Annotated in this window: 22 protein-coding genes and 2 other annotated features; of the genes, 2 read left to right on the forward strand and 20 right to left on the reverse strand. The window is 29.8% G+C overall.

Going from position 1 to position 26,649, the window contains the following annotated elements; genetic code table 11:
* Positions 1 to 109 precede the first annotated feature (109 nt).
* From C1715_RS17510 to yedE, 15 genes are all read right to left on the reverse strand, one after another.
* Entirely contained in the window at positions 110 to 964 is an 855-nt protein-coding gene (locus tag C1715_RS17510; RefSeq protein WP_242971992.1) for a YhfM domain-containing protein, read from the reverse strand.
* Between the two features lie 18 nt (positions 965 to 982).
* Positions 983 to 1,738: a prolipoprotein diacylglyceryl transferase gene (locus C1715_RS17515; RefSeq protein ID WP_102401632.1), complete on the reverse strand. Its 756-nt coding sequence runs from the start codon at positions 1,736 to 1,738 to the stop codon at positions 983 to 985.
* Positions 1,739 to 2,042: 304 nt separating this feature from the next.
* On the reverse strand, positions 2,043 to 3,536 hold the full coding sequence (locus C1715_RS17520) for an ISLre2 family transposase (RefSeq protein WP_242971993.1): 1,494 nt from the start codon (positions 3,534 to 3,536) through the stop codon (positions 2,043 to 2,045).
* 117 nt (positions 3,537 to 3,653) lie between these two features.
* Positions 3,654 to 4,259: a hypothetical protein gene (locus C1715_RS17525; protein ID WP_102401633.1), complete on the reverse strand. Its 606-nt coding sequence runs from the start codon at positions 4,257 to 4,259 to the stop codon at positions 3,654 to 3,656.
* A 59-nt stretch (positions 4,260 to 4,318) separates the two neighbouring features.
* Entirely contained in the window at positions 4,319 to 5,692 is a 1,374-nt protein-coding gene (locus C1715_RS17530) for a hypothetical protein (protein WP_102401634.1), read from the reverse strand.
* Positions 5,693 to 5,765: 73 nt separating this feature from the next.
* Entirely contained in the window at positions 5,766 to 6,605 is an 840-nt protein-coding gene (rsmA, locus tag C1715_RS17535) for a 16S rRNA (adenine(1518)-N(6)/adenine(1519)-N(6))-dimethyltransferase RsmA (RefSeq protein WP_102401635.1), read from the reverse strand.
* Complete coding sequence (rnmV, locus tag C1715_RS17540; RefSeq protein ID WP_102401636.1) at positions 6,592 to 7,149, reverse strand: ribonuclease M5; 558 nt, start codon at positions 7,147 to 7,149, stop codon at positions 6,592 to 6,594. The genes rsmA and rnmV overlap by 14 nt, the downstream gene beginning before the upstream one ends.
* Before the next feature lie 94 nt (positions 7,150 to 7,243).
* Positions 7,244 to 8,299, reverse strand: coding sequence for a 3D domain-containing protein (locus tag C1715_RS17545; protein WP_102401637.1), 1,056 nt, complete (start codon positions 8,297 to 8,299; stop codon positions 7,244 to 7,246).
* Between the two features lie 204 nt (positions 8,300 to 8,503).
* Positions 8,504 to 9,265: a TatD family hydrolase gene (locus C1715_RS17550; protein ID WP_102401638.1), complete on the reverse strand. Its 762-nt coding sequence runs from the start codon at positions 9,263 to 9,265 to the stop codon at positions 8,504 to 8,506.
* A 162-nt stretch (positions 9,266 to 9,427) separates the two neighbouring features.
* Positions 9,428 to 10,540, reverse strand: a complete 1,113-nt coding sequence (locus C1715_RS17555) for a DUF362 domain-containing protein (RefSeq protein WP_102401639.1) — start codon at positions 10,538 to 10,540, stop codon at positions 9,428 to 9,430.
* Between the two features lie 314 nt (positions 10,541 to 10,854).
* Positions 10,855 to 12,846: a methionine--tRNA ligase gene (locus tag C1715_RS17560; protein ID WP_102401640.1), complete on the reverse strand. Its 1,992-nt coding sequence runs from the start codon at positions 12,844 to 12,846 to the stop codon at positions 10,855 to 10,857.
* Positions 12,847 to 12,921: 75 nt separating this feature from the next.
* Positions 12,922 to 13,166 (reverse strand) — a binding site (T-box leader).
* Positions 13,167 to 13,868: 702 nt separating this feature from the next.
* Complete coding sequence (locus C1715_RS17570; protein ID WP_102401642.1) at positions 13,869 to 15,386, reverse strand: DUF445 family protein; 1,518 nt, start codon at positions 15,384 to 15,386, stop codon at positions 13,869 to 13,871.
* Positions 15,387 to 15,930: 544 nt separating this feature from the next.
* A complete protein-coding gene (locus C1715_RS17575; RefSeq protein WP_102401643.1) occupies positions 15,931 to 16,167 on the reverse strand; it encodes a putative Se/S carrier protein in 237 nt (78 codons plus the stop codon).
* Between the two features lie 3 nt (positions 16,168 to 16,170).
* On the reverse strand, positions 16,171 to 16,374 hold the full coding sequence (locus tag C1715_RS17580; RefSeq protein ID WP_102401644.1) for a sulfurtransferase TusA family protein: 204 nt from the start codon (positions 16,372 to 16,374) through the stop codon (positions 16,171 to 16,173).
* Positions 16,364 to 17,452: a YedE family putative selenium transporter gene (gene yedE, locus C1715_RS17585; RefSeq protein ID WP_102401645.1), complete on the reverse strand. Its 1,089-nt coding sequence runs from the start codon at positions 17,450 to 17,452 to the stop codon at positions 16,364 to 16,366. Before yedE ends, C1715_RS17580 begins: the two co-directional genes overlap by 11 nt.
* Positions 17,453 to 17,777: 325 nt before the next feature.
* Between yedE and C1715_RS17590 the strand changes: the two genes are divergently transcribed.
* Positions 17,778 to 18,932, forward strand: a complete 1,155-nt coding sequence (locus C1715_RS17590; protein ID WP_102401646.1) for an aminotransferase class V-fold PLP-dependent enzyme — start codon at positions 17,778 to 17,780, stop codon at positions 18,930 to 18,932.
* Positions 18,933 to 19,319: 387 nt separating this feature from the next.
* On the opposite strand, the gene metG is transcribed toward C1715_RS17590, so the two are convergent.
* The 4 genes from metG to C1715_RS17610 form a co-directional block, all read right to left on the reverse strand.
* Entirely contained in the window at positions 19,320 to 21,269 is a 1,950-nt protein-coding gene (gene metG / locus C1715_RS17595; protein ID WP_102401647.1) for a methionine--tRNA ligase, read from the reverse strand.
* 91 nt (positions 21,270 to 21,360) lie between these two features.
* Positions 21,361 to 21,597, reverse strand: a binding site (T-box leader).
* 251 nt (positions 21,598 to 21,848) lie between these two features.
* Positions 21,849 to 22,466 carry a hypothetical protein gene (locus tag C1715_RS17600; protein WP_102401648.1) on the reverse strand — a complete coding sequence of 206 codons (618 nt, stop codon included), beginning with the start codon at positions 22,464 to 22,466 and terminating at the stop codon, positions 21,849 to 21,851.
* Positions 22,467 to 22,482: 16 nt separating this feature from the next.
* Entirely contained in the window at positions 22,483 to 22,938 is a 456-nt protein-coding gene (locus C1715_RS17605) for a MarR family winged helix-turn-helix transcriptional regulator (protein ID WP_102401649.1), read from the reverse strand.
* The gene (locus C1715_RS17610) at positions 22,928 to 24,283 is read right to left on the reverse strand and encodes an MATE family efflux transporter (RefSeq protein WP_102401650.1); all 1,356 of its coding nucleotides are present in this window, start codon (positions 24,281 to 24,283) and stop codon (positions 22,928 to 22,930) included. The genes C1715_RS17605 and C1715_RS17610 overlap by 11 nt, the downstream gene beginning before the upstream one ends.
* Before the next feature lie 371 nt (positions 24,284 to 24,654).
* Here C1715_RS17610 and C1715_RS17615 point away from each other — a divergent pair, with 371 nt between their 5' ends.
* Positions 24,655 to 26,007 (forward strand): MATE family efflux transporter, encoded by a 1,353-nt coding sequence (locus C1715_RS17615; RefSeq protein WP_278320141.1) that lies wholly within the window; start codon positions 24,655 to 24,657, stop codon positions 26,005 to 26,007.
* A gap of 78 nt (positions 26,008 to 26,085) precedes the next feature.
* Here the strand turns inward: C1715_RS17615 and C1715_RS17620 are convergent, their stop codons facing one another.
* Positions 26,086 to 26,589, reverse strand: a complete 504-nt coding sequence (locus C1715_RS17620; protein ID WP_102401652.1) for an XRE family transcriptional regulator — start codon at positions 26,587 to 26,589, stop codon at positions 26,086 to 26,088.
* Positions 26,590 to 26,649 lie beyond the last annotated feature (60 nt).

The following is a 26,649-nucleotide window of genomic DNA, read 5'->3' on the forward strand; positions in this document are numbered from 1 at the left end:
ATCCATTAACAACATTTTTTCTTTCCAATAAATTCATAAAATCCATTTTAAACCCGTACACATCACATTTTATTTACCCAAAAAGTAAAAAACCAGATTTTCATCTGGTTTAAAACTGTTTATCCTTTATTACTGGTGCTTTATCTGGGAAAATCCTTATTTCCCAATTGCCCTTATCGTATTCATTCCATATATAATATTTTTTGTTTTTATTATTAGCATCATCCTGAAACTCTACTATTCCCTTGTAAAGAAAAGCCTTATAGCCTTCAGTACTTATATTCATAACTATATCATATTTTTTATTTTTATCTTCTATTATTTCTGCATTTATTTTGTTGTTTCTTATATCTTCCTTAAATTGCTCTATGTCTGAAGATAATAAGAACTTTCTTGCCTCAACGTCATCATTCAACTTTATCCCAATAGTGGATTTAGGGCTATAACTATTAGTGTATTTTTTCAATACTTCAATCAATGAGCCATAGTATACCTCCGAAAACTTTTCTGGAACTCTTATATTCCAAAAGTTCTTTATTATATCATTATCAAGTCTTCCTGAAACTAGATATACATTATTTTCCTCATCATATAAATTTCCACCACCACTTTTTTTATCTAGACCTACTATATATTTAAATTGGTGCACACTTTCATCATTTTCATACATCTCAAATATGTAATCTGGATTCAATGTAGTTTTACTACTTACCTTCTTAGAGGAAGATAAAATATCATACATATCACTTATAGCCTTCTTGTCTTCAACTATAAATCTAAATCCTTTATCTCTAGTACTTTGAATGACGATTTTATTAATTCTTCCATCTTTTATATACTGAAAATCTTCATTCATCAATCCCATTTTTACTTTTAACTTATCTATTTTATTACATCCAATGAAAACAAAAGGCAATGTTAATACTATAATGGCTATAAAAAATTTTCTCCAAAATTTCACCACTGCTTCTTCCTCCTGCTACTATATTTCTTTTTTAAATAACTTATCTATATTAAATACCAAAATGGCAAATATAACCATAATTATACTAATAAATTGTGAAGTGGAAAACATCCATACTGTTCCTCTAGGATCATCTCTTAAGAACTCCACTAAAAACCTACCAATACCATATAATATAAAGTACATGGAAAAAACTCTTCCCTCTTTTTCATTTTTCTTATCATACCATAATAAAAAAGCACAAAGGGCAAAATCAAAAATAGAAGAGTATATTTGAGTTGGATGTAGATGCACTCCTACTGGCGCAAAATCCGAATTTTTAAATTCCACACCAAGCCAGCTATTTGTAACTTTTCCATAGCAGCAGCCTGCTAAAAAGCATCCTATTCTTCCAAAACCTTGGGCTAATGGTATAGTTGGTATTACTAAATCAAATACATCTAGTACTCTCCATTTATTTTTTCTACTATAAAGATAAACACCTAAGGCTCCCCCTAATATTGCACCATATATAACAAAGCCATACTGCAAATCCTTAAGTATAGATGGATCTTTTAAAATATTCTTAAATTCAGTAATTATAAAGAGTAGTTTTCCACCTAATACACCTGATATTATTGCTATAATAGCCATATTACTTATCTTGTCCTCATTATATCCTCTTTTTTTAATCCTATAATTCAATAGTATAATTGCTGATAATATTCCTATAGCTATCATGGTGCCATAACCATATATCTTTATGCCAAACACCTCAAATAATACAGGTTTCATATTGTCACCCTCCTATTAAATAAAATAAAGAGAAGCTTAAACTTCTCTAATTTTAGAGAAGTTTAAGCTTCTCTTTTTTCTATTATATAAATTATAATACTTTACTTAAATTTAATCAAATGTTTTATGCATATCGTTTGTGTCAAGTTCTAGTGGGCAATTTTATTTTCTAAAATTTTATCCATTATAATATAGTTTTTGAATTTACTTTTACACTTTTTTAAATTTAATATTTCTAGCCTATATAAGGGGCTACGCCCCAGCCCGAAAGGGCGCACTTCACCTGCATAATTTTATACTTTTATTAAATAAATCCTAAGTCATTAAACCCTTTATTTTCAACTAAGGCTCTTATTGCCTTGCGACCATTTGTATTGGCGCAGCCTGTAAATGGCATCTTCCCTTGGTGTATTGGGTATACTTTGCCTTTACCAACTTTCTTATTTACATCAGCTGCTGTTAATGTAATCATTTCTGTTATTTTTTCTAGCTCATCATCTGAAATAACACTAGAACACATTTCATTTACTACATTGTATATTCTTTTACTTGCCTTTTCAGCTAGTATTTTAGCTAAATTATTAGCACCTCTAATTGACCAACTCATTTTTCTTCCTTTCATTCTTTGAGCTAATACATCACAGATATTATGCTCCATTGTGCCTAAATTTCTGTATTCTAATCCTTCCGGCGCCTTCGGCATTTTAATTTCTTTCCTTAGCTTATATGGCTTTAATCCTATCTTGTTATCAAAAAAATACATGTATAGCTTTTCTAATTTCTTAAATTTATTTTCATCGTCACTATACTTAATCATTAGATTTGTTATATACTCAAAGCTTTCTTCTACTTTTCCTTCATTTAACATTTTTATTAATTTATGAGCTTCTTTTTTATCTTGTATGGCTCTTATTATAGCCTGACTTCTATGAAATGGATCTAGTTGAAAATACACACCTTCTTCTCCTAAACTTTGTTTTATCCATGATGCTCCATCTCCATTTAAAATTCTTGTATCTATTTCATCTATATTATAAATTTCAGCAATACTAGCATCACTAAGCTCTTTAAATTTTTTACTACTATCAAAACTAGCCCAAGCTATTTTATTTTCAACTACATAAGCATCTTTACTACCATTTCTCTTCTTCCAGCCTTCATAGCTTACTCCAAGCTTCAGTTCTTTCTTTTTAGACTTTTTTCCTTTAGGTCTGTCTTTTCCTTGGATGCTCAACCAGATTCCATCCATTTCTTGAAACAAAACTTCAACTTCTTTCTTACCATTTAACTTTCCTATTTTGTTTAATAATATTTTTCTTTCCTCTTTTTCCTCTATTTTAGAACCTAGTTTTTGTACTACATTCCATACTGCCGTATGGCTGATTTCTTGGTTAGTTAGCTCTTTAATATTTTTTGCAGTGTTCCTATAAGAAACATTAGTCACATTATCTACCATCTTTTCTACTAATGTAGTTGAAATATGTCCTATTGTATCCATTTGCAAATATTCATCTAATAAAAATTTATAAGCTATTTTACCATCATCAGTTTCATACTCATATATACGTCTATCAAACTCTATATTTCCCATGATAGTTTTTAAGCAGGTATGTTTAAAACCTTTATTTCTATAAACCTTAGTATCTCTTTCATCCAACAACCTTCGGTCTAGGTGCGTTAGCACCTTTTTCATGAACCTACATGCTTCCTCACATGCATATTTATATATTTTTTTCTCTAAATCATTGAAAGTTATTGCTTTATCATTTAAACTTATAATGTACATAATATCACCCATTTCTGTATAGTCTCTTCAACTTACATTATAATGGATATATTGTGTACATGGGAGATACTTTTTTGTATCTCCTTTATTTTTTTAAACAGTAATTACTACTACCTTCGCCTACTAAAATTATACTCTAAGATGCATATCTACACTTTGAAAAGTACTTACTATTGTTTTAAAAACCTGTAGCATACTCTCTTTAAAATTAGCTTCATTTACAAAGAAAGAAAATCTCACGAATCCTTCTTTCTTAGGAATAAAATATTCAAAGGACCTATATATATTCTTATCTTTATCTACTATGGAATATGTTACTTCGTATCCCTTATTTCCACCTAAATCTATAGCATTCATCTTGTAGTTTTCTATGACATTTTGTTTTAAGGATATTTTCTCACTACTTTTTAAAAATTTCTCTAAACTCATATTTATATTCCAAACTTGAACTACTCCACGTATAACATTATCTTCTGAAATAAATTCATTATGATATATTATCTCATTACCAGTAAACTCTCTTATTCTTGTACTCCAATTTGCAGGAAGTTTATAGAGATACGTATTATCAAGCATATAATATTCTTTTAATGCCTTTATATCATTATGAATTAATGCTGTAAATTTTAGTTTTCCATCTAAATTTTTTTGAAAAACTACTAGAATAAACATAAGTCCTATTAAAATTAAAGATATTCCTACTCTTTTTCTATTTATCTTTATAACTTTTATCATTAATTTACCCCCGCATATAATTCATACAATAGTACTATATGCGTATATTTTTTTCTATATTACTTATTTTTCTTTATAGGTATTAATATGTTGTAGTTTTTAAAATCATAGAACATTATCCAATATCCTTGATTCTTATCTAAATTACAGCTCTTCATCCAAGTTACAAAGCCTGTTTTTCCCTTAAATGGTTGGCAATTTGGAGATTTATTTCCTGGTATTGCATACATTATATATTTAATTTTACAATTTTCATCATACTTATATCCTACTAAATAATGCTTATATTCTTTTATATAAGGATAATATTTTATCATAGGATAATGCATAACTACATACTTTTGGTAGTTACTCATATCACACATATGCTCTATATCTTCTACATCTATTTTATACCATACGCTTTTTTGTATTTTAGGGAAAATGTCCACATATTTTTTAAATCCTTCACCTAAATTTTCAAAAAATTCCTCCATAGAATTCATATAACATTTATTTTTTCTAAATTCTTCTTTGTGCTCATATATATTTTCTTTTCTATCTTCTTTGATTTCTTCTTTATTTTCTTTCATATATTCTTTGATTTCTTCTTTATTTTTTTCCCTATCTTCCTTTATTTCTTCTTTATTTTTTTCTATAATTTCCTCTGAGACTTCAGTTTTCTCACAATTTTCATCCTTGTACTCTTCATTTCTCTCTTCCTTATTAATCTCTAATTCTTCTTTATTAACGTGTAATTCTTTCTTGGAATTTTGTTCTTTCCCGTTACTACTTTTTTCATTTTCTATCTTATCCTTTTTATCTTCATCCCTATTTATATTATCTTTAATATTTTCTCTCTCTTCTAATTCTTCTGTATCCTTGTTTACAACTACATTTTTCTCTTCTTTATTAGAATTCACTGAAACCTTGGATTCTTTAACAGCCTCTTTTACTTTTTGCTTATTTTTCTCAATTTCTTCTTCATAGGTTTCAAATATGTTCCCCAAATCCCTTTTATCATTTATATTTATAATGTTATAAGTTTTCCAGTCTTTTGGTATATCTGTAGTAATAAATCCGCTCATTAAAGATATGACGTTATTATCCATTATTCTAGCTATAGAAGCTCCTATAACCTTGTCTACTGATGTATTACTTCCTCCTATATTTTCTTCATCATATTCATAACTCACATCAGCTCTGCCCTGTTCATCTAAATTTATATTGCCTATATTTATTAAGCTCCTACATCCCTTTTTACCGCATATAAGTAACATAGAATACTTATCATCAGGCTTTAGATTTTGAACATAATAGGATATTTTGCACTTTGAATTCTTTATTTCTATTTTAGCATATCCTGTAGGAGTTTTACCTGAAGATAATCCAAAGCCTCTTTCATCTTCTTGGAGTATGATAAAATATCTACTATAACTTTTTTTAGAAGCCAAAATTAGTCCCCCCATTGATATTATTCATTATAATATATGTGAGACTTTCAAAAAAGTGAACCTACTTATAAAATTATTTACTTAACTTATATATTTCATTAGTCAAATCACCAAATTCTTCTATACTCAAAGTTTCTCCTCTTCTTTTTGGATCTATATTTGCTTTTTCAAAAGCATACTGTAATTTTTCCTTATCTAAACCTATATTTTTGAGTCCATTCCATAAAGTTTTTCTTCTCATGCTAAAAGCATCCCTAACTACCCTAAAAAATAACTTTTCATCTTCCACATGAACTTTAGGAGTTTCTGTTCTCTCTAGCCTTATTACCATAGAATCTACTTTAGGGCTTGGTATAAAACATCCTGGTGATACTTTTCTTAAAATCTTAGTATTACAAAAATATTGAACCAATAATGTAAGAGCTCCATAATCCTTACATCCGGGCTTTGCATCTATTCTTTCCGCTACTTCCTTTTGTATCATTATAGTTAGTGACTTAAATTTATATTCTCCCGTAAGTAAATTGGATATTATTGGAGTAGTTACATAATACGGTAAATTTGCTACAACCTTCACACTTTTTTCTTGGCCAATTATTTTATTAAAATCAACCTTTAGAGCATCTTCATGTATAAGTTGAAAATTTGAATATTCTTTTAGTTCTTCTGAAAGTATTGGTATAAGTCTAGAATCTAATTCTATGGAGCACACTTTTTTAGCTTTCTCTAACAAAACCCTTGTTAATGTTCCTACTCCTGGTCCTATTTCTATTACTAAATCATCCTCTCCAACTTCTGCTCCATTGACTATATCATAAAGAACCGTATCATCAATCAAAAAATTTTGGCCTAAACTCTTGCTAAATTTAAATCCATATTTCTCTACTATATTTTTAGTTTTAAAGTTCTCCATCTTTAATCTCCTTATCAATTTTTTCTATGGCTTTTACAAACTCTTCTTTAGATATACCATAGTTATTTAACCTTGATAAAAATTGGTTAGCATTACCATAACCTATCCCTAGTTCCCTTCCAACTCTATCTCTTCTATCCTTTGAATTATTATATCCACTTAATTTAAAATAAAGCATATCTTCTATAGTAAACTCCTGTGTCTTTTTCTTCTGCTCACATTTAGCCTGTTCTAATGCTTTCCTTATGATCTCTGGACATGCATTTTCAACGCCTATGTCGCCATCCCTAGTTCCATCTATTTTTGATATGTATGCATGCTTAATACCTGGTACCCTCTTAGATATTATTTTTCTAATTTTCTCTCCTGCAAAATCTGGATCTGTAAAGACTATAACTCCTTGTCTCTTTTGTGCTTCTTTTATTTTATCTATTACTTTTTTATTTATACCAAATCCACCTACTGCTATAACTTCTGCCTCCACAGCTTTTTTTACTGCTGTAATATCATCTCTACCTTCCACCACAATAATTTCTTTAATCATAAATAACTCCTCCAAAAAATTCTTTTCAAATAATATTTTCTTTCTTTTTATTACATATGTCAATGAAAAAAAGGAGCTATATAGCTCCTTTTAACTATTTTAGAATGTATACGTTGACCTGTTTTACACCCCAGTTATTTGCTTGGGAATTTGTAGTAAAAAATACATCTATTATATTTCCCTTTATAGCACCACCTACATCCTCAGCTATGGCAAGACCATAGCCTTCTACATAAACCTTTGTTCCTAAAGGTATAACTCTTGGATCTACGGCTATAGTACTATAACCACTAGGATTTCTCCTTGCTCTTGTTCCAGTAGCTGTTATTCCGTGGTATGGGTCTCCTGACCCTTTTCCTGTACAGGCTTCGTTAGCAGTGTATGCAGTAGACTTCATTCTAATGACCTTCCTAAAATTCAATTTTGAACTTCCATTTCCACTTCCACGTGATGGTCTTATAACTCCCATAGTTCCTACTGCAACCAATTTATTAACTGGTTTTTTAGTTACACTTTCACTTACTACCCTTCGAGAAACTTCCTTTCCATTTTCATATACTACTCTTGTGGCTATAACTTTTTCACCTTTTTGTCCTGCCTGAATAACTTTCTTCTTTCCTTCTTCTAGGTTACTATCCTTTTTCACCACTGTAGTAAAATCCAATGCTTTATTTTCTTTAACAACTTTAGAAGTAACTCTTGTGATAGAAATATCCATTCCATTAGTAATTTTGTTATCTATAGATGGCTGTACTCTATCTTCTTTCTCCACTTTAATGCCTTCTTGATCTAGCATATCTTCAACAGTATCTTCAGCTGTTACTATGGATAAAATTTTCCCATCTACATCAACTTTGACCTTTACTGCCTTCTTTATATTTATTTTATCTCCGTCTTTTACTTCACTGTCCAAATTCACACTAATTTTGTCCTTATTCTCTATCCGTATATTATTGTCTGCTAGAATTTTCTTTAAGTCACTTCTATAGGTAACTACTTTTTGCTCTTTTCCGTCAATTACTACTGAAACTGTCTTTTTTATGGTAGCAATCCCTAAAGTTACTCCTATAATTAACAGGATTACTACTAGCACAGCTACTGGACCCTTAGCAAAGCATTTATTAGACAGGTCCCTTGCTTTCTGTTTCATAGTAAACTACCTCCCTTTGGCATAGACAAAATTTATTATATAGACTTTCGCATATTTTGTCAAATTTCCATGCCTCTTGTCATATTAACCAATGCATCCCATGCATAAAATATATATAAAATTATTAAAATAATAATAGCTATAAGCACCAAAATAGTTACCTTTTTATTCCACATATAATATTAAATACATTCTACACTAAATTTATATTTTAAACAAGCTTTTTGTATTTTGTATTGTAATTTTCTCTATATCTTCTGTGGATATATTCTTAATCTCTGATATTTTTTTTATTATAAATTCAATATAATCAGATCTATTTCTTCTTCCTCTATAAGGAACTGGTGCCATATATGGGCAATCAGTCTCAACTAATATTCTATCCATAGGAACGGATTTTAATACCTCTATGATTTTTTTAGAATTTTTAAAAGTCACCACTCCAGTACATCCTATATAGTATCCTAACTTTAAACATTCTACTGCAAACTCCGGACTTCCTGAAAAACAGTGTACAACACCCTTCACTTCTGGAAACTTTTTAATTATTTCTAGAGTATCCCCATGTGCATCTCTGTCATGTATAACTACAGGGAAATTCAATTGTTTAGCTAATTCCATCTGCTTTACAAAGGCATCTTTTTGAACTTGTCTTTCAGGATTTTCTTCATAATAATAATCCAATCCTATTTCGCCTATAGCTTTTACTTTAGGATTTTTAGCTAGTTCGCTTAATTCATCTAAAACATTATTATCTAATTTATCAGCATATTCGGGATGAATTCCTACCGCAGCATAAAAAAAATCATATTTATCAGCTAATTTAACTGAATCTCTCGCCCCTTCTATAGATGCTCCACAATTTAAAACACCAATAATATTATTTTTTTCAAGCTCACTAATCACTTCTTCTCTGTCTTCATTAAAAGATTCGTCATCGTAATGAGCATGTGAATCAAAAATCATTACTTTCCTCCTCAGTTCATCTAATATTTATTCTATTAACTATATCTATTAACTATAGATGATAAAATTTCCTTTTATACATTCACAAAACCATGTCATGATTTTATCATCTATGGTTATGAATTTTTATAGTTTTACACTTTAATTATATTAATTTTAATTTTAATTAATTACTATTAACTCATAATTTCTATTTCCTAACCCAATATCTTCACCATGTTCTACACTACATTTCCAATCAGTATTTACATATAATCCATTAAATTTATCTTCACCTTCATGTATATGCTTTTCCTCTAATTCACTACCCTTTGCAACTGGAGAATTATTTACCATATCCACAGAAGCCATATCTAACGCTACAGGATCAAAGGATGCTGCAATACCTATATCCGGTACTATTGGTACATCATTATGGGACCAACAATCACAATTAGGTGACACATTCATTATAAAATTTATATGTAAGTTAGGTTTGTCTTTAACTACAGCAAATGCATATTCCGCTATCTTTTCATTAGCAATATCCGCAGCCTCATCCCATTTTACTAATGCCGCATTAAATTTACATACTGCAACACATTGACCACAGCCTATACATTTATCATAATTTATATCTGCACTTTTATTCTTATCAAGAGTTATTGCCTGAACTGGGCAGTGTTTTATACATGACCTACAAGCTACACATTCATCTTTCTTAATCCATGGTTTAGAAGCTGAATGCATTTCCATTTTGCCACCTCTTGAGCCAGAACCCATTCCAAGATTCTTAAGTGCTCCACCAAATCCCGTCATATCATGTCCTTTAAAGTGGTTCATAGAAATAACTATATCTGAATCTGCTATAGCTGTTCCGATTTTGGCAGTTTTACAATGTTTACCATTTATTTCTATTTCTCTATAACTACTTCCCTTTATTCCATCTGCTATTATAATATGACATCCTACAGTTAAAGGATTAAATCCATGTATATAAGCAGTTTCTAAATGATCTAATGCATTTGCCCTTTTACCAGTATAAAGTGTATTTGAATCTGTCAAAAACGGCTTTCCACCTAGCTCTTTTATTAATTTAACTACCTCAGCAGCATAATTAGGTCTTATATACGCTAGATTTCCTGGTTCACCAAAATGTATTTTTATAGCTGTAAATTTATCCCTAAAATCTATGTCTTTTATACCAGCCTGTATTAATAAGCTATTAAATTTGTCTATTAAATTTCTACCTGACTTTGTCCTCAAATCCATAAAGTAAACCTTTGACTTTTCCATACTTTATCACCCTCACCTATTAAATATTAATACAATTATACACCACTTTATAGTCATTGCAAAATAAGAATATTGTGATGTAAGTGTCATAAGAAAAATCTGTCTTTAAGGTAACAATAAATATATTTATTGTTACCTTAAAGACAGATTTTTCGTTTCATACGTACATTACTTATAAGGGAGACAGCCTACTAAAGGAGAATTTTCCTCCGCTATGCTACAGAAAATCTTTTATTGGTGACAGCCAGCCTAAATATTAAAGCTAAGATTTATACAAGCTAATGCCTTACGGAAAAATATATTAAATTTCTTAGCTATACTGAAATTTGACTTTCATGCTTTTTGAAGAAGTCCATACGAGGTTCCAAATATTTTAGTTTATGGTTCAAGGCATCTTCTATAAATGTGTATATTGGAGCAAATATATAATCCCAATTCCAAAGCTTTTCATTTACCTTTAGATATTCTCTTACCAATTCACAGCTACTTGGTACAATTGGATGAAGTAAGGTAATAGCAGTTCTTACAGCATGGAATGCATCTATTAATATTTGCTTACGTAGATTATCATCTCCATTACCATCTGCAATTTTCATGTTATTTGCCCAATACTTATTCATATTTCGAATATAGCTGTCTAAAACATAAATTACACTATGGAATTCGTGATTGTACATGTGTCTTTCATAGGTAATAATAGTTTCATTAGACTCTTCTATAATTTTGCTACTAACTTCTCCTACTGGTATGGTGCTATCATAATGTTTTTGTGCAGTGTAAAAACAAGAACGAACAAGTCTATTAAATACATTAGTCAATAAATTACCATCTTTTAAAACTGTATCTGGACCTTCTTTATCTTCTTCTGCCATAAATGCTTGCGGTGCAAAACTAACACTTTTCTTTGATAGTCCAAGGCTTAAAAAATGCATACGTAACTGTTCTGCTGTATAGTGCTCCAACAAATCTCTTGCCATAGGTGGCTTAATGGCACTACTACTGCTTGCCTTTTTATTCATAAATAATAGATGATTATTTGCAATTAAATGAGGAAGATAAATATGATGCCAATCTACTTTATCTTTACTATTAACACCTAACAATGCCATAAACATTGCCATCTCTGCAATTGCGTAAAAATAAATATTATCCTCACCTATAAATTGATACACCTTTGCCTCCTCAGAATGCCACCAGGTTTTCCATTCCTCAGAATCTCTGCCTATAGCTTCAAGATAAGTTTTAGTAAAAGAAATAGGTGCCCAAAGGGACTCTGGCCAAACCCAAAAAGTTAAATCCTTAAGATTATCTTTTTCAGGCACCTCAATACCCCATTCAACATTTCCTGATACCCTAAAAGGCACTAGTGTTTTACCTGTTCTAAAACGAATTCCCATTTTATCAAATACTTTTCTTGCCAAATCTCTATCATTAAGATTATCAAATACAAAAGTAATAGAGGGTTTCTTTGGCTCATCAATTATTGTGTGCTTGGGTAATTTCTCTTCTAAATCTGAAATACCTTCTAACTGCTTACGTTTAACATAAATAATTGGCTTCTTTAAAAATTCTTCAACAGTATTTAGTAAATACTTACGCCAATTAGAATGTGTTCTTAAATAATCTACTCTATCACTTAAAATGTCATTATACTCATCTAATTTAAAATACCAGTTGGTCACATCCCTTAATTCTGGTGTTTTACCTGATAAAATACTCTTTGGTTCTATGAGTTCACTTGGCATATATTGATGTCCTAAGGAACACTCATCAGCATAGCCATTATCTGAAGTACATCCTTCTATAGGGCATTTGCCAACTACTTGTCGTCCGTTTAAGAATACTTTAAAATCAGGATCATAAAATTGAGGGGAAGATAGCTTAACTAAATACCCACCTTCATATAGCTTGTTGAATACTTCTTCAGATATTTCCTTGTGTATTTCTCCAGCTCTATCAAGTGCAGAAGCCCCATATAGATTTAAGCTCATTTCATATTTATCTAGTACTTCTTTTTGTTTATTATGATTTTCACGAACATAATCTTCTATGGTATCCTTATAATTATTTTCATCTACAACTTTTCTATAGCTTGCTGAAATTGGTGAGCCATAGCAATCTGTTCCTGATACAAATATAACATTTTCTTCACCAATTCTATCTCGTAAAAACCTTGCGAAAACGTCTGCGTGTACAAAGACACCTCCTACATGGCCAAAATGTAATTCTTTATTACCATAGGGCATACCAGCAGTTACTACAGCTTTTTTAGGAAATATAGGTCTTTTTATTTCTCTTTTTTCCATAACAAACACTCCTTAAAATATAATTGCTGTTTTTTCAGTAAAAAACCGTAAAAAAAACACCTCCTACAATAAATTTGTAGGGGCGAATTATACCGCGTTGCCACCCTATTTCATTAATATGTCGCCATACTAACCTTATCAAGTACAAAATATACTCTAGTTCTGTAACGTGAACAAACGTCATAGCATCACTTATTTTAAAAATAAGATCCGTATGCAGCTCCGAGACTTGTTTCGTTAAATTTTCCACTGTTCCATCTCAGCACCTGAAACTCTCTGTAAGTTTACAAAATAACTACTTCTCTCTTCATTGCCTTCATTTTTTTAAAATTATAATAAATAAATATTTTTATGTCAAGTTTTAAGAAAATTGTGAAGCAATACATTGAAGAAAAATCTGATTTTAATTCCGTAATAAATGTATAATTTGGGACTGTTCACAATACGCCAAGAACTTCTAAATGTCCCACAGTTAAAGCCCCTAAAGCTTTCAAACTCACTCGTTCCTCGTTCAAACATGAAAGCTTCTTAACGGGTCTTTAACTGTGAGACATAAGAAGTTCTAGGGCTAGTTCAATAGTCCTAAATTCCACATTTATTACTACATTAAAATCAGATTTTTAGTTTAATATGTATGTGATTTGGGAGGAGAAGCCTACTAAAGGAGGATTTTCCTCCGCTATGCTATGGAAAATCTTTGATTTATAAAAAAGAGAGCGCTCATATTATTTTTTAGGCGTAACCTTTCGAAAAGTTATATGATACTTATGAAAATAAGATAATAGCTAAAATTTAATTCATTTTACCGTGAGGCATAGGGTTGTATAAATTTTAGTTTTAGTATTTTCGCTGGCTATCGCCAATAAAAGATTTAAGTTAAGCCAAAAAAGATAACATAATTTCACGTTGTGAAATTATGTTATCTTTTTTAAATTGTAAAATTTTTCGTAATGCAATGAAGAAAAATTATCCTTTACTAGCCCTCTAGCACACTGGCCATAAATTGCGTAGCAATTTATGGCTTACAGTGATGCAATTAGGGATGAAACTAATCCCATAATTCCTCCTAAAACTCCTCCTAGCCAAGTAATGGCACTAAGTTCCTTGCTAGCTATTTCTAAAATTATTTTTTCTGCAAAAACCACATCAAAGGAATTTATCCTTTCCTCAGTAATGCCAGCTATATCTAACGCTTCTATTACTGACTCTGCCTCATTTTCAATAAATCTATTATAAAGATTTTTTGTCATACCATAGGAATATTGTGTAATAGTATCTTCATGTCTCTTAAATATATTTTTAAGCGGCTTATGAAAAATAGACTTTATAAAATTTTCAATAATATTCAGAAGTTTTCCACAAAAAACTTCTCCAGATAGAATTTCATCTATTTTTTTGTGGATAAATCTGTTTAAATCTTCACTATATTCTTTATTTAATTTAATAATTATATCTCTTAAATTATTGTTATTTTTAATTTTATCTTTAAATATATTCTCTAAAGACTTTATATTTTCTTCTTTTGTAAATTTATCACTAATTAGATTTCCTATAACTCTTGCAGTTTCCTCTTTTCCTTCTTCAGAAGAATTTACAAGTACATCATTTAAATCCTTTTCTAAAATTTTATCTACTACTTCCCCTAATAACACTATAATTTCTTGTTTATTTTCTTCCTTAGCTATAAAATCATTTAAAATATTCATAGCCTTTTCATGTAGCGATTCCTTATTTAAAAACATAGCTATCATAGGATTTAAATTTTTACTTATAGCCTCTTCAATTATATCCTTTATTTTTGCTTGAGCTTTTTCACTATTTAACATTTCTTCTATTGAAGCACAAATATTATCTTTTTTATTATACATGTATACTTTTAAATTGTTTACTGCACTCTGGGGAATAACATCTTTTATCTTTTTAGAACTCTCTTCTAATTTTTTTAATTCTTTCATCAGTATATTATTTAATTTTTCTTCCATTTTCCCACTGTTTTTGTATTGTAAAGCTGCAGATAGTAATTTTTCATTTATTTTATTATAAATACCACTTTCAGTTAAAACTTCTGTACTCTTATTTAAATTTTCCTCTATGTACTCTTCTATATATTTAACCATAGCATTTTTTGATTTTTCATTTCTTATACTATTTAATATGTATTGGTTTAAATTTACACTTAGATAACTGCATATTTCATCTGATTTTCCATCTGAAAATTCTTCAACCAATTCACCTAATGTATTTTCTGAGTCTTTTAAACTTTCAACTTTATTGAAAACCCATGCTTCTAATTTCTTATTTATCTTTTCACTACATAGGGATTTAACCATAGTTTCCTTTGTAAGCAAGTGATTTCCTATAGCTTCCCCTACACTTTTAGCTATTCTGCTTTTTTCCTTAGGTATTAATCCGGGAGTAAAAGGTACTTTAAATCCTAAAAATTTCTTTTCTTCATAAGGCCTAAAAAGCATTTTTATTGCTAACCAATTAGTAATATATCCTATTATAGCTCCTGTTAACGTCGTTATTAAAACTTTCATAATTTTAATTTCTCCCCTTTACTTCTGTATATTTCTCATGTTTTTTATTATATATGTTTTTAAGTTTTCACTACAACAAATAATTTTAGTACATTTAATGATTTTAGTAAATGCCTAATTAATAATACTTTAATCCCTAAACAACTATATAATAAAAATTTAAAATTTTATATTCAAGTAGTAACAAAAATTATCAATTGCAGATAATACTACAAATTAAACATAAAGAAAACTTTCTAGTTTTTTTATACAGTATTATGGATAAATTAAGATAAAATAAATTAAGGATAAGTTTATATTTAACTTATCCTTAATCTAATATTTATTTTTATAAAGTGAAAAGCAAAATTTAATTTTTTATTTCAATTAAATATTAGGTACATGAAAATAAATAACAAGTCAAAGATGCTGGTATATTTTGTGTCAGACAAGGAAACAGGTTCCACCGCTAGTAGAACTATCGTTGGGTTCTGCTGACGCAGTATGACGCAAAATAGACTAGCATACTGACTTGTTATTTATTTGAATGTGCCTTATATTGAAGTTATTCACAGGAATATATTTCTTTATGAGTGTTATCTTTCATTAAAAATATCTTTTCAATTTCTTCACTTATTATAGAACTTATATCCCCTTCATAACTGAATTTTACACCTATCCCACAATTAGAACTTAATTTCCTTGGCACAGGCATCATCTCACTTGGTATTTCATTTTTAACTAAAAATCTATTGTATTTTACTGCTCCTGAATGAGTAAAAAATACCGCAATATATTCCATAAATTATTTCCTCGCTGTAATTACAAAATCCTCTTCTTTTTCTTTTACGTCAACGTTATATCCAGCATTTTTTAAGAATCTTTGAACATTTCCCTTGGCTGTATTATTATCCACAATTATTTCTATTCCTTTAGGACTTTGTTCTATTCCTTTTTTAGCCATTAAAACTGGTTGTGGACATGACATTCCTCTAGCATCAATCTGCATTTACACTCACATCTCCTTTTGCCTTAAAATTCATGGATTTTTCCATATTGAAATAAGACACTGTAAGAACTACTATAAATCCTATAATTACTGCAACTTTACCATTTGGAGTAGGACCCTTTCCACTGGAAGCTAATGAGAAGTTATGGCAGAAAGCTGCTCCTACTAACATTCCCAATACTGCCATTACAGAATCTATATTTCCTTCAGCAGATAAAATTAATTGTCTTAAAGGACATCCTCCTAAAAGTACTGAGCCCCATCCGGCTAATACCATTCCTAAAAAATTCCATAAAGCATCATTATGTGCTATTGGCTGTTTTAAAAATCCAATTTTAACTTGTCCAAACATTAAGTTTCCTATTAAAGTAAATACAAATATAGATAAGAATCCTGTTAATAAATAGCTATCCTTAAACATTATTAAATCTCTTATACCGCCAACCATACAAAGTCTTGTTTTCTGAGCTACAATTCCTACTATTAATCCAGCTCCTAAAGCTAACCATATTGGTGCATGCTTTGAACCTGGACCTTCTTTACTAAAAAATATAAAAGCTGGTGCTGCAAATAGTAAAGCTATTAATATAACATTTACCACTGGAAATAAGTATCCCTCAAAATTTGATAATTTATAATTTCTTTTTAAAGTAAATCCTTTATTTAAGAAGAATATACCAACTGCTATACCAACTGCAAATCCTGCTATTCCCAATAAAGCATTTAAATCTCCTCCAGCAAGTCTTAATACCATTCTTAACGGACAGCCTAAGAACATTAAAGCTCCTACCATTACTACAAATCCTAAGATAAATCTTATAAATGGAGAAGATCCACCTCTAGCGCTGAATTCCTTGCTTCCAATAGCCATTAAAAAAGCTCCTAGTACGATACCTATAACTTCTGGCCTTATATACTGTACTACTGGCGCTCTGTGTAGTCCTACAGCCCCTGCTATGTCTCTTATGAAACAAGCTATACACACTCCCATGTTACCAGGATTTCCGAACTTTACTAATATTGCTGAAAGTATTCCCACTACTGCTCCAGCAAATATTATGCCTTTTTTACCTGACATGTTATCCCTCCTTCAATTTTTTAAAATATCATATTAATCACATAATTATTGCCATCTTGATTGTAACAATTATACAAACATAAGTTAAATAGTTTATATCTATAGTAATAAAGATATCTATTACTATTTCATATAGAATTATGTACTAGAATTAATATAAAATTATATTTGTATAATTATTAAAAACATTGCTTTATGTTACACTTAATATATACTTATTTTTTCTTTAGTGTTAACTGATAAATTTTATAATTACATAATCAGCATATTGTAATATCTTAAGTTCACATAAATAGCCATAAAATATTTATTAGGAGGGTTTTAAATGGATAATTTATACTTAGATAATGCTGCCACTTCATTTCCTAAGCCAAAGCAAGTAGCCGACAGCATATATAACTACACATTAAATATAGGATGCAATGTAAATAGAGGTGCTTATTCCTCTGCTTATGCTGCAGAAAATACTCTATTTGAAACAAGAGAGCTTCTATGTGAATTATTTAATTTTTCCATAGAAGAAAACGTTATATTTACTAAAAATGTAACTGAAAGTTTAAATGTATTAATAAAAGGATTTATTAAACCTGGTGATCACATAATAGTTTCTTCTATGGAACACAATGCTGTAATGCGACCTATCACTTCTCTTTCTAAATTAGGTGTTAGTTTTTCTAGGGTTCCCTGCAATAATGATGGATTTTTAAAATTAGATGAAATAGAGAATTTAATCAAACCTAATACTAAAGCTGTAATAATGACTCATGCTTCTAACGTTTGCGGTACTATTCTTCCTTTAGAAATAGTAGGTAGCCTTTGCAAAAAACATAATTTATTTTTTATTATAGACTCTGCTCAAACTGCAGGATTCTTAGATTTAGATTTTAAAAAGCTGAATGCTGATGCCATAGCTTTTACTGGGCATAAGGGACTTATGGGTCCTCAAGGGATAGGTGGTTTTTTAATAAATGATAAGCTTAATTCCTTAACTAACCCACTTGTAGAAGGCGGCACTGGAAGCCTGTCAGAATCTGAATCTCAACCAAATTACATGCCAGACAAATTCGAAAGTGGTACCATGAACCTACCTGGAATTTTCGGTTTAAATGCAGCACTTAAATATATAAATAATGTAGGTTTAAACTCCATAAGGGAAAAAGAGCTAGCTCTCACAGAAAAATTTATAAATGAAATTAAAAATATAAAAGGAATAAACTTAGTAGGTAAGGAGAATATAGAAGGAAGAACTGCTGTAGTCTCTTTAGACTTTACTAATTTAGATAATGGAGAAGTTTCTCACCTTTTAAACAGTGATTTTCATATTATGACTAGATGCGGTCTTCACTGCGCTCCATCTGCACACAAAACTCTTGGCACTTTTCCAAGAGGTACTGTACGTTTCAGCTTTAATCATTTTAACACACTTAAAGAAATTAAATACGCTGTTGATTCTATTTATAATTTGATTAAACGACAATAGAAAAGTAGTAATCAATTATTAACTTAATCAACGGCAAAACATTTGTATGTTAGTAAGATGATATTTTTTATTTATTTCATTGAAAAAAATAAAAAACATTATAGAAAGAACCGCAATTTGCGTATATCACAAATTTACGGTTCTCATTTTTATTTTATTTAAGTCTTTCAATAATTCTACAAACGAAGTTAATTTCTCCAAATAACTAAAACACTGACACACTGGCCAACTAGCTCACTAACTTCTAGCACTCTAGCCCCCTAAAACCTTAACTCTCTCCTTGCCTCCCTCAAACATAAAGAATAAAATATCAATTAATGTAGATTTTCCATAGAAAATCCTCCTTAACTAGCACACTAGCCCTGTGACACACTAGCCCACTAATTCCTATCTTACTTGGCTTCCAGTTGGTAGTTCACCAGGAATACTTACAGTAGATAATTTGCTGTCGTCATCAGTAGATGCTGCAAGTATCATTCCTTGTGAAAGTTCTCCTCTTAATTTAACAGGTTTTAAGTTAGCAACTAATACTACATATTTTCCTACTAAATCTTCTGGTTTATAGTATTTAGCTATGCCAGATACTACCTGTCTTTCTTCTCCATCTAAATCAACTTTTAATTTTAAAAGTTTGTTAGCTTTTTTAACTGGCTCACACTCTAAAACCTTAACAACTCTTAAATCAATCTTATCGAAGTCATCTATAGTTATTTCTGGCTTTAATGGCTGCATAGGTTGAACTTTCTTTTCCTCTGCCTTTTCAAGTTGCTCTTGTCTTATTTTTTCTAACTCTTCTAATTTCTTTTCCACATCAATTCTTGGGAATAAGTTTTGTCCCTTGTCTACCTTTGTTCCGGCTTTAGTTCCATCAAAAGATGCTAGTGTATCCCAAGAAGTAAGTTCAACATTTAACTTTTCATTTATTTTTTCACTAGTTTCTGGTAAGAAAGAGGATACAAGTACCGATACAAATCTTATGGTTTCTGAAAGATTATAAAGTACTGTTCCCAATCTTTCTTTTTTATCCTCTTCTTTAGCAAGTACCCAAGGCATTGTTTCATCTATATATTTATTTGCTCTCTTTATAAGATCCCAAATGTGATCTAATGCTTCTGGTATTTTATAACTATCAATAGATTCTTCTACTTTCTTTGGAGTAGCTAATGCTAAAGAGATTATTTCATTGTCTATATCCTCTTTAGCTGTTGGTGCAGGCATTACTGAATTAAAATACTTCTGAATCATAGCTACAGTTCTTGAAACTAAATTTCCAAGATCATTAGCTAAATCTGAATTAGTCTTATTTATGAATTTTTCATTTGTAAATATTCCATCAGATCCAAATGGTATTTCATGAAGTAGATAATATCTAACTGCATCTGTTCCAAATTCATTTACAAGGATTTCTGGGTCCACTACATTTCCTTTTGATTTGGACATCTTTCCTCCATCAACCAAAAGCCATCCATGTCCAAATACTTGCTTAGGTAGTGGTAAATCTAAAGCCATTAACATAATTGGCCAATAAATTGTATGGAACCTTATAATATCCTTTCCAACAAGATGCACATCTGCAGGCCAATATTTTTCCATTAAATCTTCCCTAGAATTTTGGTATCCAAGAATAGATATATAATTTGAAAGCGCATCTATCCAAACATACACCACATGTCCTTTATCAAATTCCACAGGTATCCCCCAGTTAAATGAAGTTCTTGATACACAAAGGTCTTGAAGTCCTGGCCTTAAAAAGTTATTTAACATTTCATTTTTTCTTGACTCTGGTTGTATAAAGTGAGGATGTGTTTCTATATATTCTATAAGTCTATCTGCATATTTAGACATTTTAAAGAAATATGCTTCTTCCTTAGCCTTTTCTACTGGTCTTCCACAATCTGGGCACTTTCCATCTACAAGTTGAGTTTCTGTCCAAAAAGATTCACATGGAGTACAATACCATCCCTCATAACTATCCTTATATATATCTCCTTTTTCATAAAGCTTATTGAATATTTTCTTAACTGTTTCAATATGATAGTCATCAGTAGTTCTTATATACTCATCATAGCTTATATTCATTATGTTCCAAAGATGCTTTATAGTTTCTACTATTTCATCTACATAAGCTTTAGGTTTAACTCCTTTTTCTTCTGCTATTCTTTGAATTTTTTGTCCATGCTCATCAGAACCTGTCAAAAACATTACATCATATCCAGTAAGCCTTTTAAATCTAGCCACTGCATCTGCAGCGACAGTTGTATATGTGTTTCCTATGTGTAATTTTGCTGATGGATAATAAATTGGCGTAGTTATATAAAAAGTCTTCTTATTTTCCATTTTTCTACCTCCCTTAATTATATTATGGTTTTTAAATATACATATTAAAAATACACAATTAAAAACGCCTCTATATGAATTTTTATCTCCACATAGAGGCGTAAATATACGCGGTACCACTCTAATTTATCACTAATTTTATAAAAGTGACCTCAAACAGATGACTATCATCATCCTGCAGTATAACGTCTGCTTCCGTACTGCCCTACTAAAAATTCAAGCAGTCTGTTCAGGGGCCATGTTCATAAGTTTCTATATTGCTGGCTTTCACCTAATCCAGTTCTCTTTAAATACCTCCACTTACTACTCTTCCCATCATAACATTTAAATAAATATAATTAACAGTCCAAATTCACCCTATAGCTCAATTGTCTACATAAGCATATTAAAATTTGAATTTAAGTTAATGATATAATATACTAATTATTATGTCAATACTATATTATCTAATTTCTGCAATTGGTAATTTGCATTACTATTTTAATAATGAATTTAAAATGTAAAATATAGAATTTGTTCAATTTATTTTATTAAAAACTCCCAGGATTTTGTACTTCACTTTAAATTTTCAATTTTGTTTTATTGTTTTACATTATCATATTTAAAATATATACTTGCCCCTGCTAACCTTTCATAAGTCTTTATATCATAAACTATTTTTCTTCTTTTAAAAAATACAAAAGATATAGCTTCCCAAAGAAAAACCCATCCACCAATATTAACGCCTTGAGATAAGGTGACATAAACAATTTCATTTTTAGCAAAATTAGCCATAATATATGAAAGAGCTAAAAATATAAAAGCAACTATTATGTATCCTAAGTATTTCTTATAGGACTCTTTTAAAACCCTTCTTTCTGTATGATAATAAAAAGAATAGTAAGTTTTTAATCCAGATACTATTATCCTCTCTCTATTTTTATCTTGTATCTCCTTTGGGAGATAAAAACATATATCTATATCATACTTTAAAGGGATATCTTCAGAACAACTCTCCAAAAAAAACACTAACTCTGGATCTATATCTCTTTTTTTAAAAGATGCATGATCCCAATCGTTAAAAATATCTGTATATTTATCTAAAGAAATCTCTATAATATAATTACCTGTATTAGGATTAACTTCGTATATTTTACTTAAATAGTTTGTCTTCTTCTTATAAAACTTCTTTATATCCAGACTATTCTCTCCTTCCAAACCTTAAAATATAAAATTACTTATTGCTTAATTCATCTACTATATCTTCTATTTCTATTATACACTTATATAGTATTTCCCTTTTTTCCTTATTTAATTTATTAATAATTTTATCCAAGCCTGAAAGTTTATTTTCTAATTCATTATTTAAAACTTCAATTCCTTTTGATGTTAAACTATAAAAAGTATTTCTTCTATCATTAGGGTCTATTTCTCTATAAGCTAACTCATCATTACACAACTTATTAAGCATTATACATAAACTTGAAGTAGATACATGAGTTTTTGCGCTTAAATCTTTTAAAGCACATTTCTGTGCATTTTTTAAAACTATCATAGTTCTAAATTGTTGCATAGTAATCATAGGATTGTCACAATTCTTTTTTTGACTTTTATCTAACTCTACCCTTGCAAATTTTTTTAGTTTTATGATAAAACTCACAAATTCTTTTGATATTTCTCTAATTTCCATTAAAACTCCTTCCCTTCGTAACTACTTTATTCTTCCACTTGCCTGTTTTATAATATATAAGAGTCAATATTAATCCTACAGTCCAAGATATAGGAATTGCCCACCAAATTCCATTTGGTGATTGCATTTTATTGGATAATATGTATGCCAAAAGTACTCTTACAAACCACAATGTAAAGATAGATATTATCATAGTTGGAATTGTATCTCCTGCTCCCCTTAAAACTCCGTTTATAATACACATAACTCCCACTACAGTATAAAATGAACAAACTATTTTCAAATAATCAAATCCTATTTCAATAACCTTAGAATCATTACTAAATAACACTATAAGCCACTTTCCAAAAATGAATATAAGTATACTGGCAATTAGTGAAGCAATTACTGTCATCTTAACGGTAGCCTTGAACCCATTAATAGCTCTCTCTTCCTTGCCGGCACCTAGATTTTGTCCCACAAATGTAGATATAGCTGTTCCAAAATTCATTATGGGCATAGACGCAAACGTATCAATTCTTCCTGCAGCCGTATATGCAGCTACTGTTTCTGAACCAAAACCATTTACTAAAGATTGAAGTGCCATTATTCCCAATGAAAATAGCATTTGTTGTATTCCAGTGGGAAGTCCTATCTTTAAACTTTGTCTAAATATCTCCTTATTGAACCTCATACTTTTAATATTAAACTTTAGCACCTCATGGGTTTTATTTAAATAGTAAATTCCTATTAAAAAAGATATACCTTGTGCTATTACAGTTGCCCATGCAACTCCTGCAACTCCCATATTAAATTTTAATACAAAAAGTAAGTCTAATACTATATTTATTATTGAAGAAATTATTAAAAAATATAATGGGGTCTTAGAATCTCCTAACCCTCTCAATATAGCACTTATAGAATTGTATCCAAACATACCTATCATTCCACTAAAAATTATTTTTAAATACTTTTCCGCTTCTGGAAGAATATCGTCAGGTACATTCATCATTATAAGAATATTTCTACTAAAAATCACTCCAGCTATAGTAATTATTAAAGAGGCTACAAAAAGAAAAATATATGCTGTATCAATACTCTTTTTAACCTTATCCATATTCTTAGCACCATAATACTGAGCTATTATAATAGTAGATCCCATAGTTATTCCCATTATTAAAGATACTAAAAGAAATATAATAGGAAAACTAGTTCCTACTGCTCCTAATGCTTCTTTTCCTACAAATCTTCCTACAACTATACTATCTACAGTATTGTAAAGTTGCTGAAATATATTTCCTATAAGCATTGGAAGTGCAAAAAGTAATATAAGCTTTCCTTCCTTACCTTCAGTCAAATCTTTCATAAATTACCTCCTAGATGTTTTTCATTTGAAATTGTTTTAATATAAAATCATTTTATATTAAAACAATTTTATAGTCAATAGTTATTCTTATTAAACCATTTGTTAAAACAAATATAAATTAAATTCTGCCTTTACTCATAGAACCTGCAAACAAACTATCACTAAAATAACTAGCATCAATTTTCTACCATTATTTATAAATACTTATATAGACTAAATATAACTTATATAAATATTGTTTTATTATAAAAAATATATTAACATGATACTGTGCTTTTAATAAAAAATATTACATGATTAAACCACAAAAGGTACAATGTAGTGGAATTATATTGTAAATAAATTGCTTAGGTTAAAAGGGGGGTATTTATATTTTTAAATCACTAAATAAACAAACAATAAAAGACGTTTTAAAACTAGCCTTACCTGCCGTTGGAGAAATGACACTTTATATGATGATTTGGGTATTAGACACCATGATGGTAGGCTGGTATGGTGGAGATGTAGGGGTAAGCTCTGTAGGATTGAGTTCTGAAATACTTTACACTTTTGTAAACATATTTATTGCTGTAGGTGTATCTGTGGGTATAACATCATTAATAGCAAGAAAATATGGAGCAAAGGATCTTAAGGCAGCTGAAGAATACGCCTCCTTAGGATTTTTAACAGGTTCAATTATAGCATTATTAATATTAATACTGTGTTTTACATTTGGTGAAAATATACTAATTATAGCTGGCGCTAAAGGAGAAATTTTAAAATTAGGCGTTGATTATATGAAAATAGCTTCTATAGCACTGTTCTTCAATATGCTACTTAGCCTTTTAAATGGCATATTGCGAGGATACGGTAATACTAAAACACCGCTTTTTATTTCTGCCATAATAAATGTGATAAATTTAGTATTGGACTATATGATGATATTTGGAATAAAACCTTTTCCTGAACTAGGCGTAAGAGGTGCTGCGTTAGCTACACTTATAGCACAAGTATTTGGATTTACATATGCCTTTATATATACTATGAAAAAATCCAAAATAAAACTGCACTTTAAATACATAAAAAACATTAATTTTACCAGCTTAAAAAACTTAATAAAATTATCTATACCTTCTTCTCTTCAGGAAGGTGCATTTGATATTTCAAGATTAATAAGTACCTTTATGATAATGCACTTAGGGAGTATTCCCTTTGCTGCAAATCAAATAACCACCACTATAGAATCTCTTTCCTTTATGCCCGGCTGGGGCTTTGCCGTAGCTGCAACTACTTTAGTTGGACATAAAGTGGGAGAAAAAAACTATAAAGAAGCTAAAATTTATGCTGATACCTGTGCTATATTAGGCTCTTTAATAATGGGTTTATGCGGATTAACATTTTTATTATTTCCTAAATTCTTAATATCGCTCTTCATTCAATCCAGTGCTAAAGATGTTATAGATTTAGGTTCTATCTGCTTAATGATAGCCTCAGTAGAGCAACCTGTAATGGCATTTTCTATGATTTACGGTGGAGCTCTAAAAGGTATGGGAGATACCAAAACTCCATTTATGGTAGCTTTTATGTCCAGCTGGTTTATAAGACTTCCTTTAATGTACTACATAGTTTATGTTTTAAAGTTACCTGTAACATACGTATGGTGGATTACAGCCATACAGTGGACTTTTGACGGAATTCTAATAATAATCTTGTTTAGAAAGAAATTTAAAAAAAGACCTAAATAAGAACTTTGCAAAGCAAAGTTCTTATTTTATTTGAGAATTGAAAGTTGCAAGTATTCTGTTCATACGTACATTACTTAGTTAAAACAATACATAAAATACACAGTACAAAATCACTCCAACTACAAAAGTAATTAGAGCTGCTCCCATTGCTAGTAAGAACTTTTGATAGTGTCTCTTTCCAATTTCTTGATTTTTTTCATTTTCCCCCATATCTTTTCCCTCAACAAAGTTAAGAATTTCTTTATATGTTTGGATATCAAAATTCTTTTTCATCTTTTCAACTTTAATTCCATAATATATTGCACCTATAGCGATCAATACCCAAATTGCCACACCAATATTCCCAATGAACATTTTAAGTGGAATAGGTAACAAAATCATAGCTAATAAAAATATTGCAAAAATATTACTTAACTTTTTAAAACTAGCAATGTCTTCTTCTTTGATTTCCTCTTTCATTTTTTCAAGGTCTCCTTTAACTAAAATGTCAAGGGATACATTAAAAAGAGAGGTTAATAGTAACTTAACTTCTGCAAAATAAAAAGTTAAATTGGTAGTATTACCAAAAAATAAATATGGCACACTGACCTTATCCGTGATATATAAAAGTTACTACTCAATTAAAACACGGGAGGTTGTCAG

The sequence above is a fragment of the Haloimpatiens massiliensis genome, assembly GCF_900184255.1.
Lineage (GTDB): Bacteria > Bacillota > Clostridia > Clostridiales > Clostridiaceae > Haloimpatiens > Haloimpatiens massiliensis.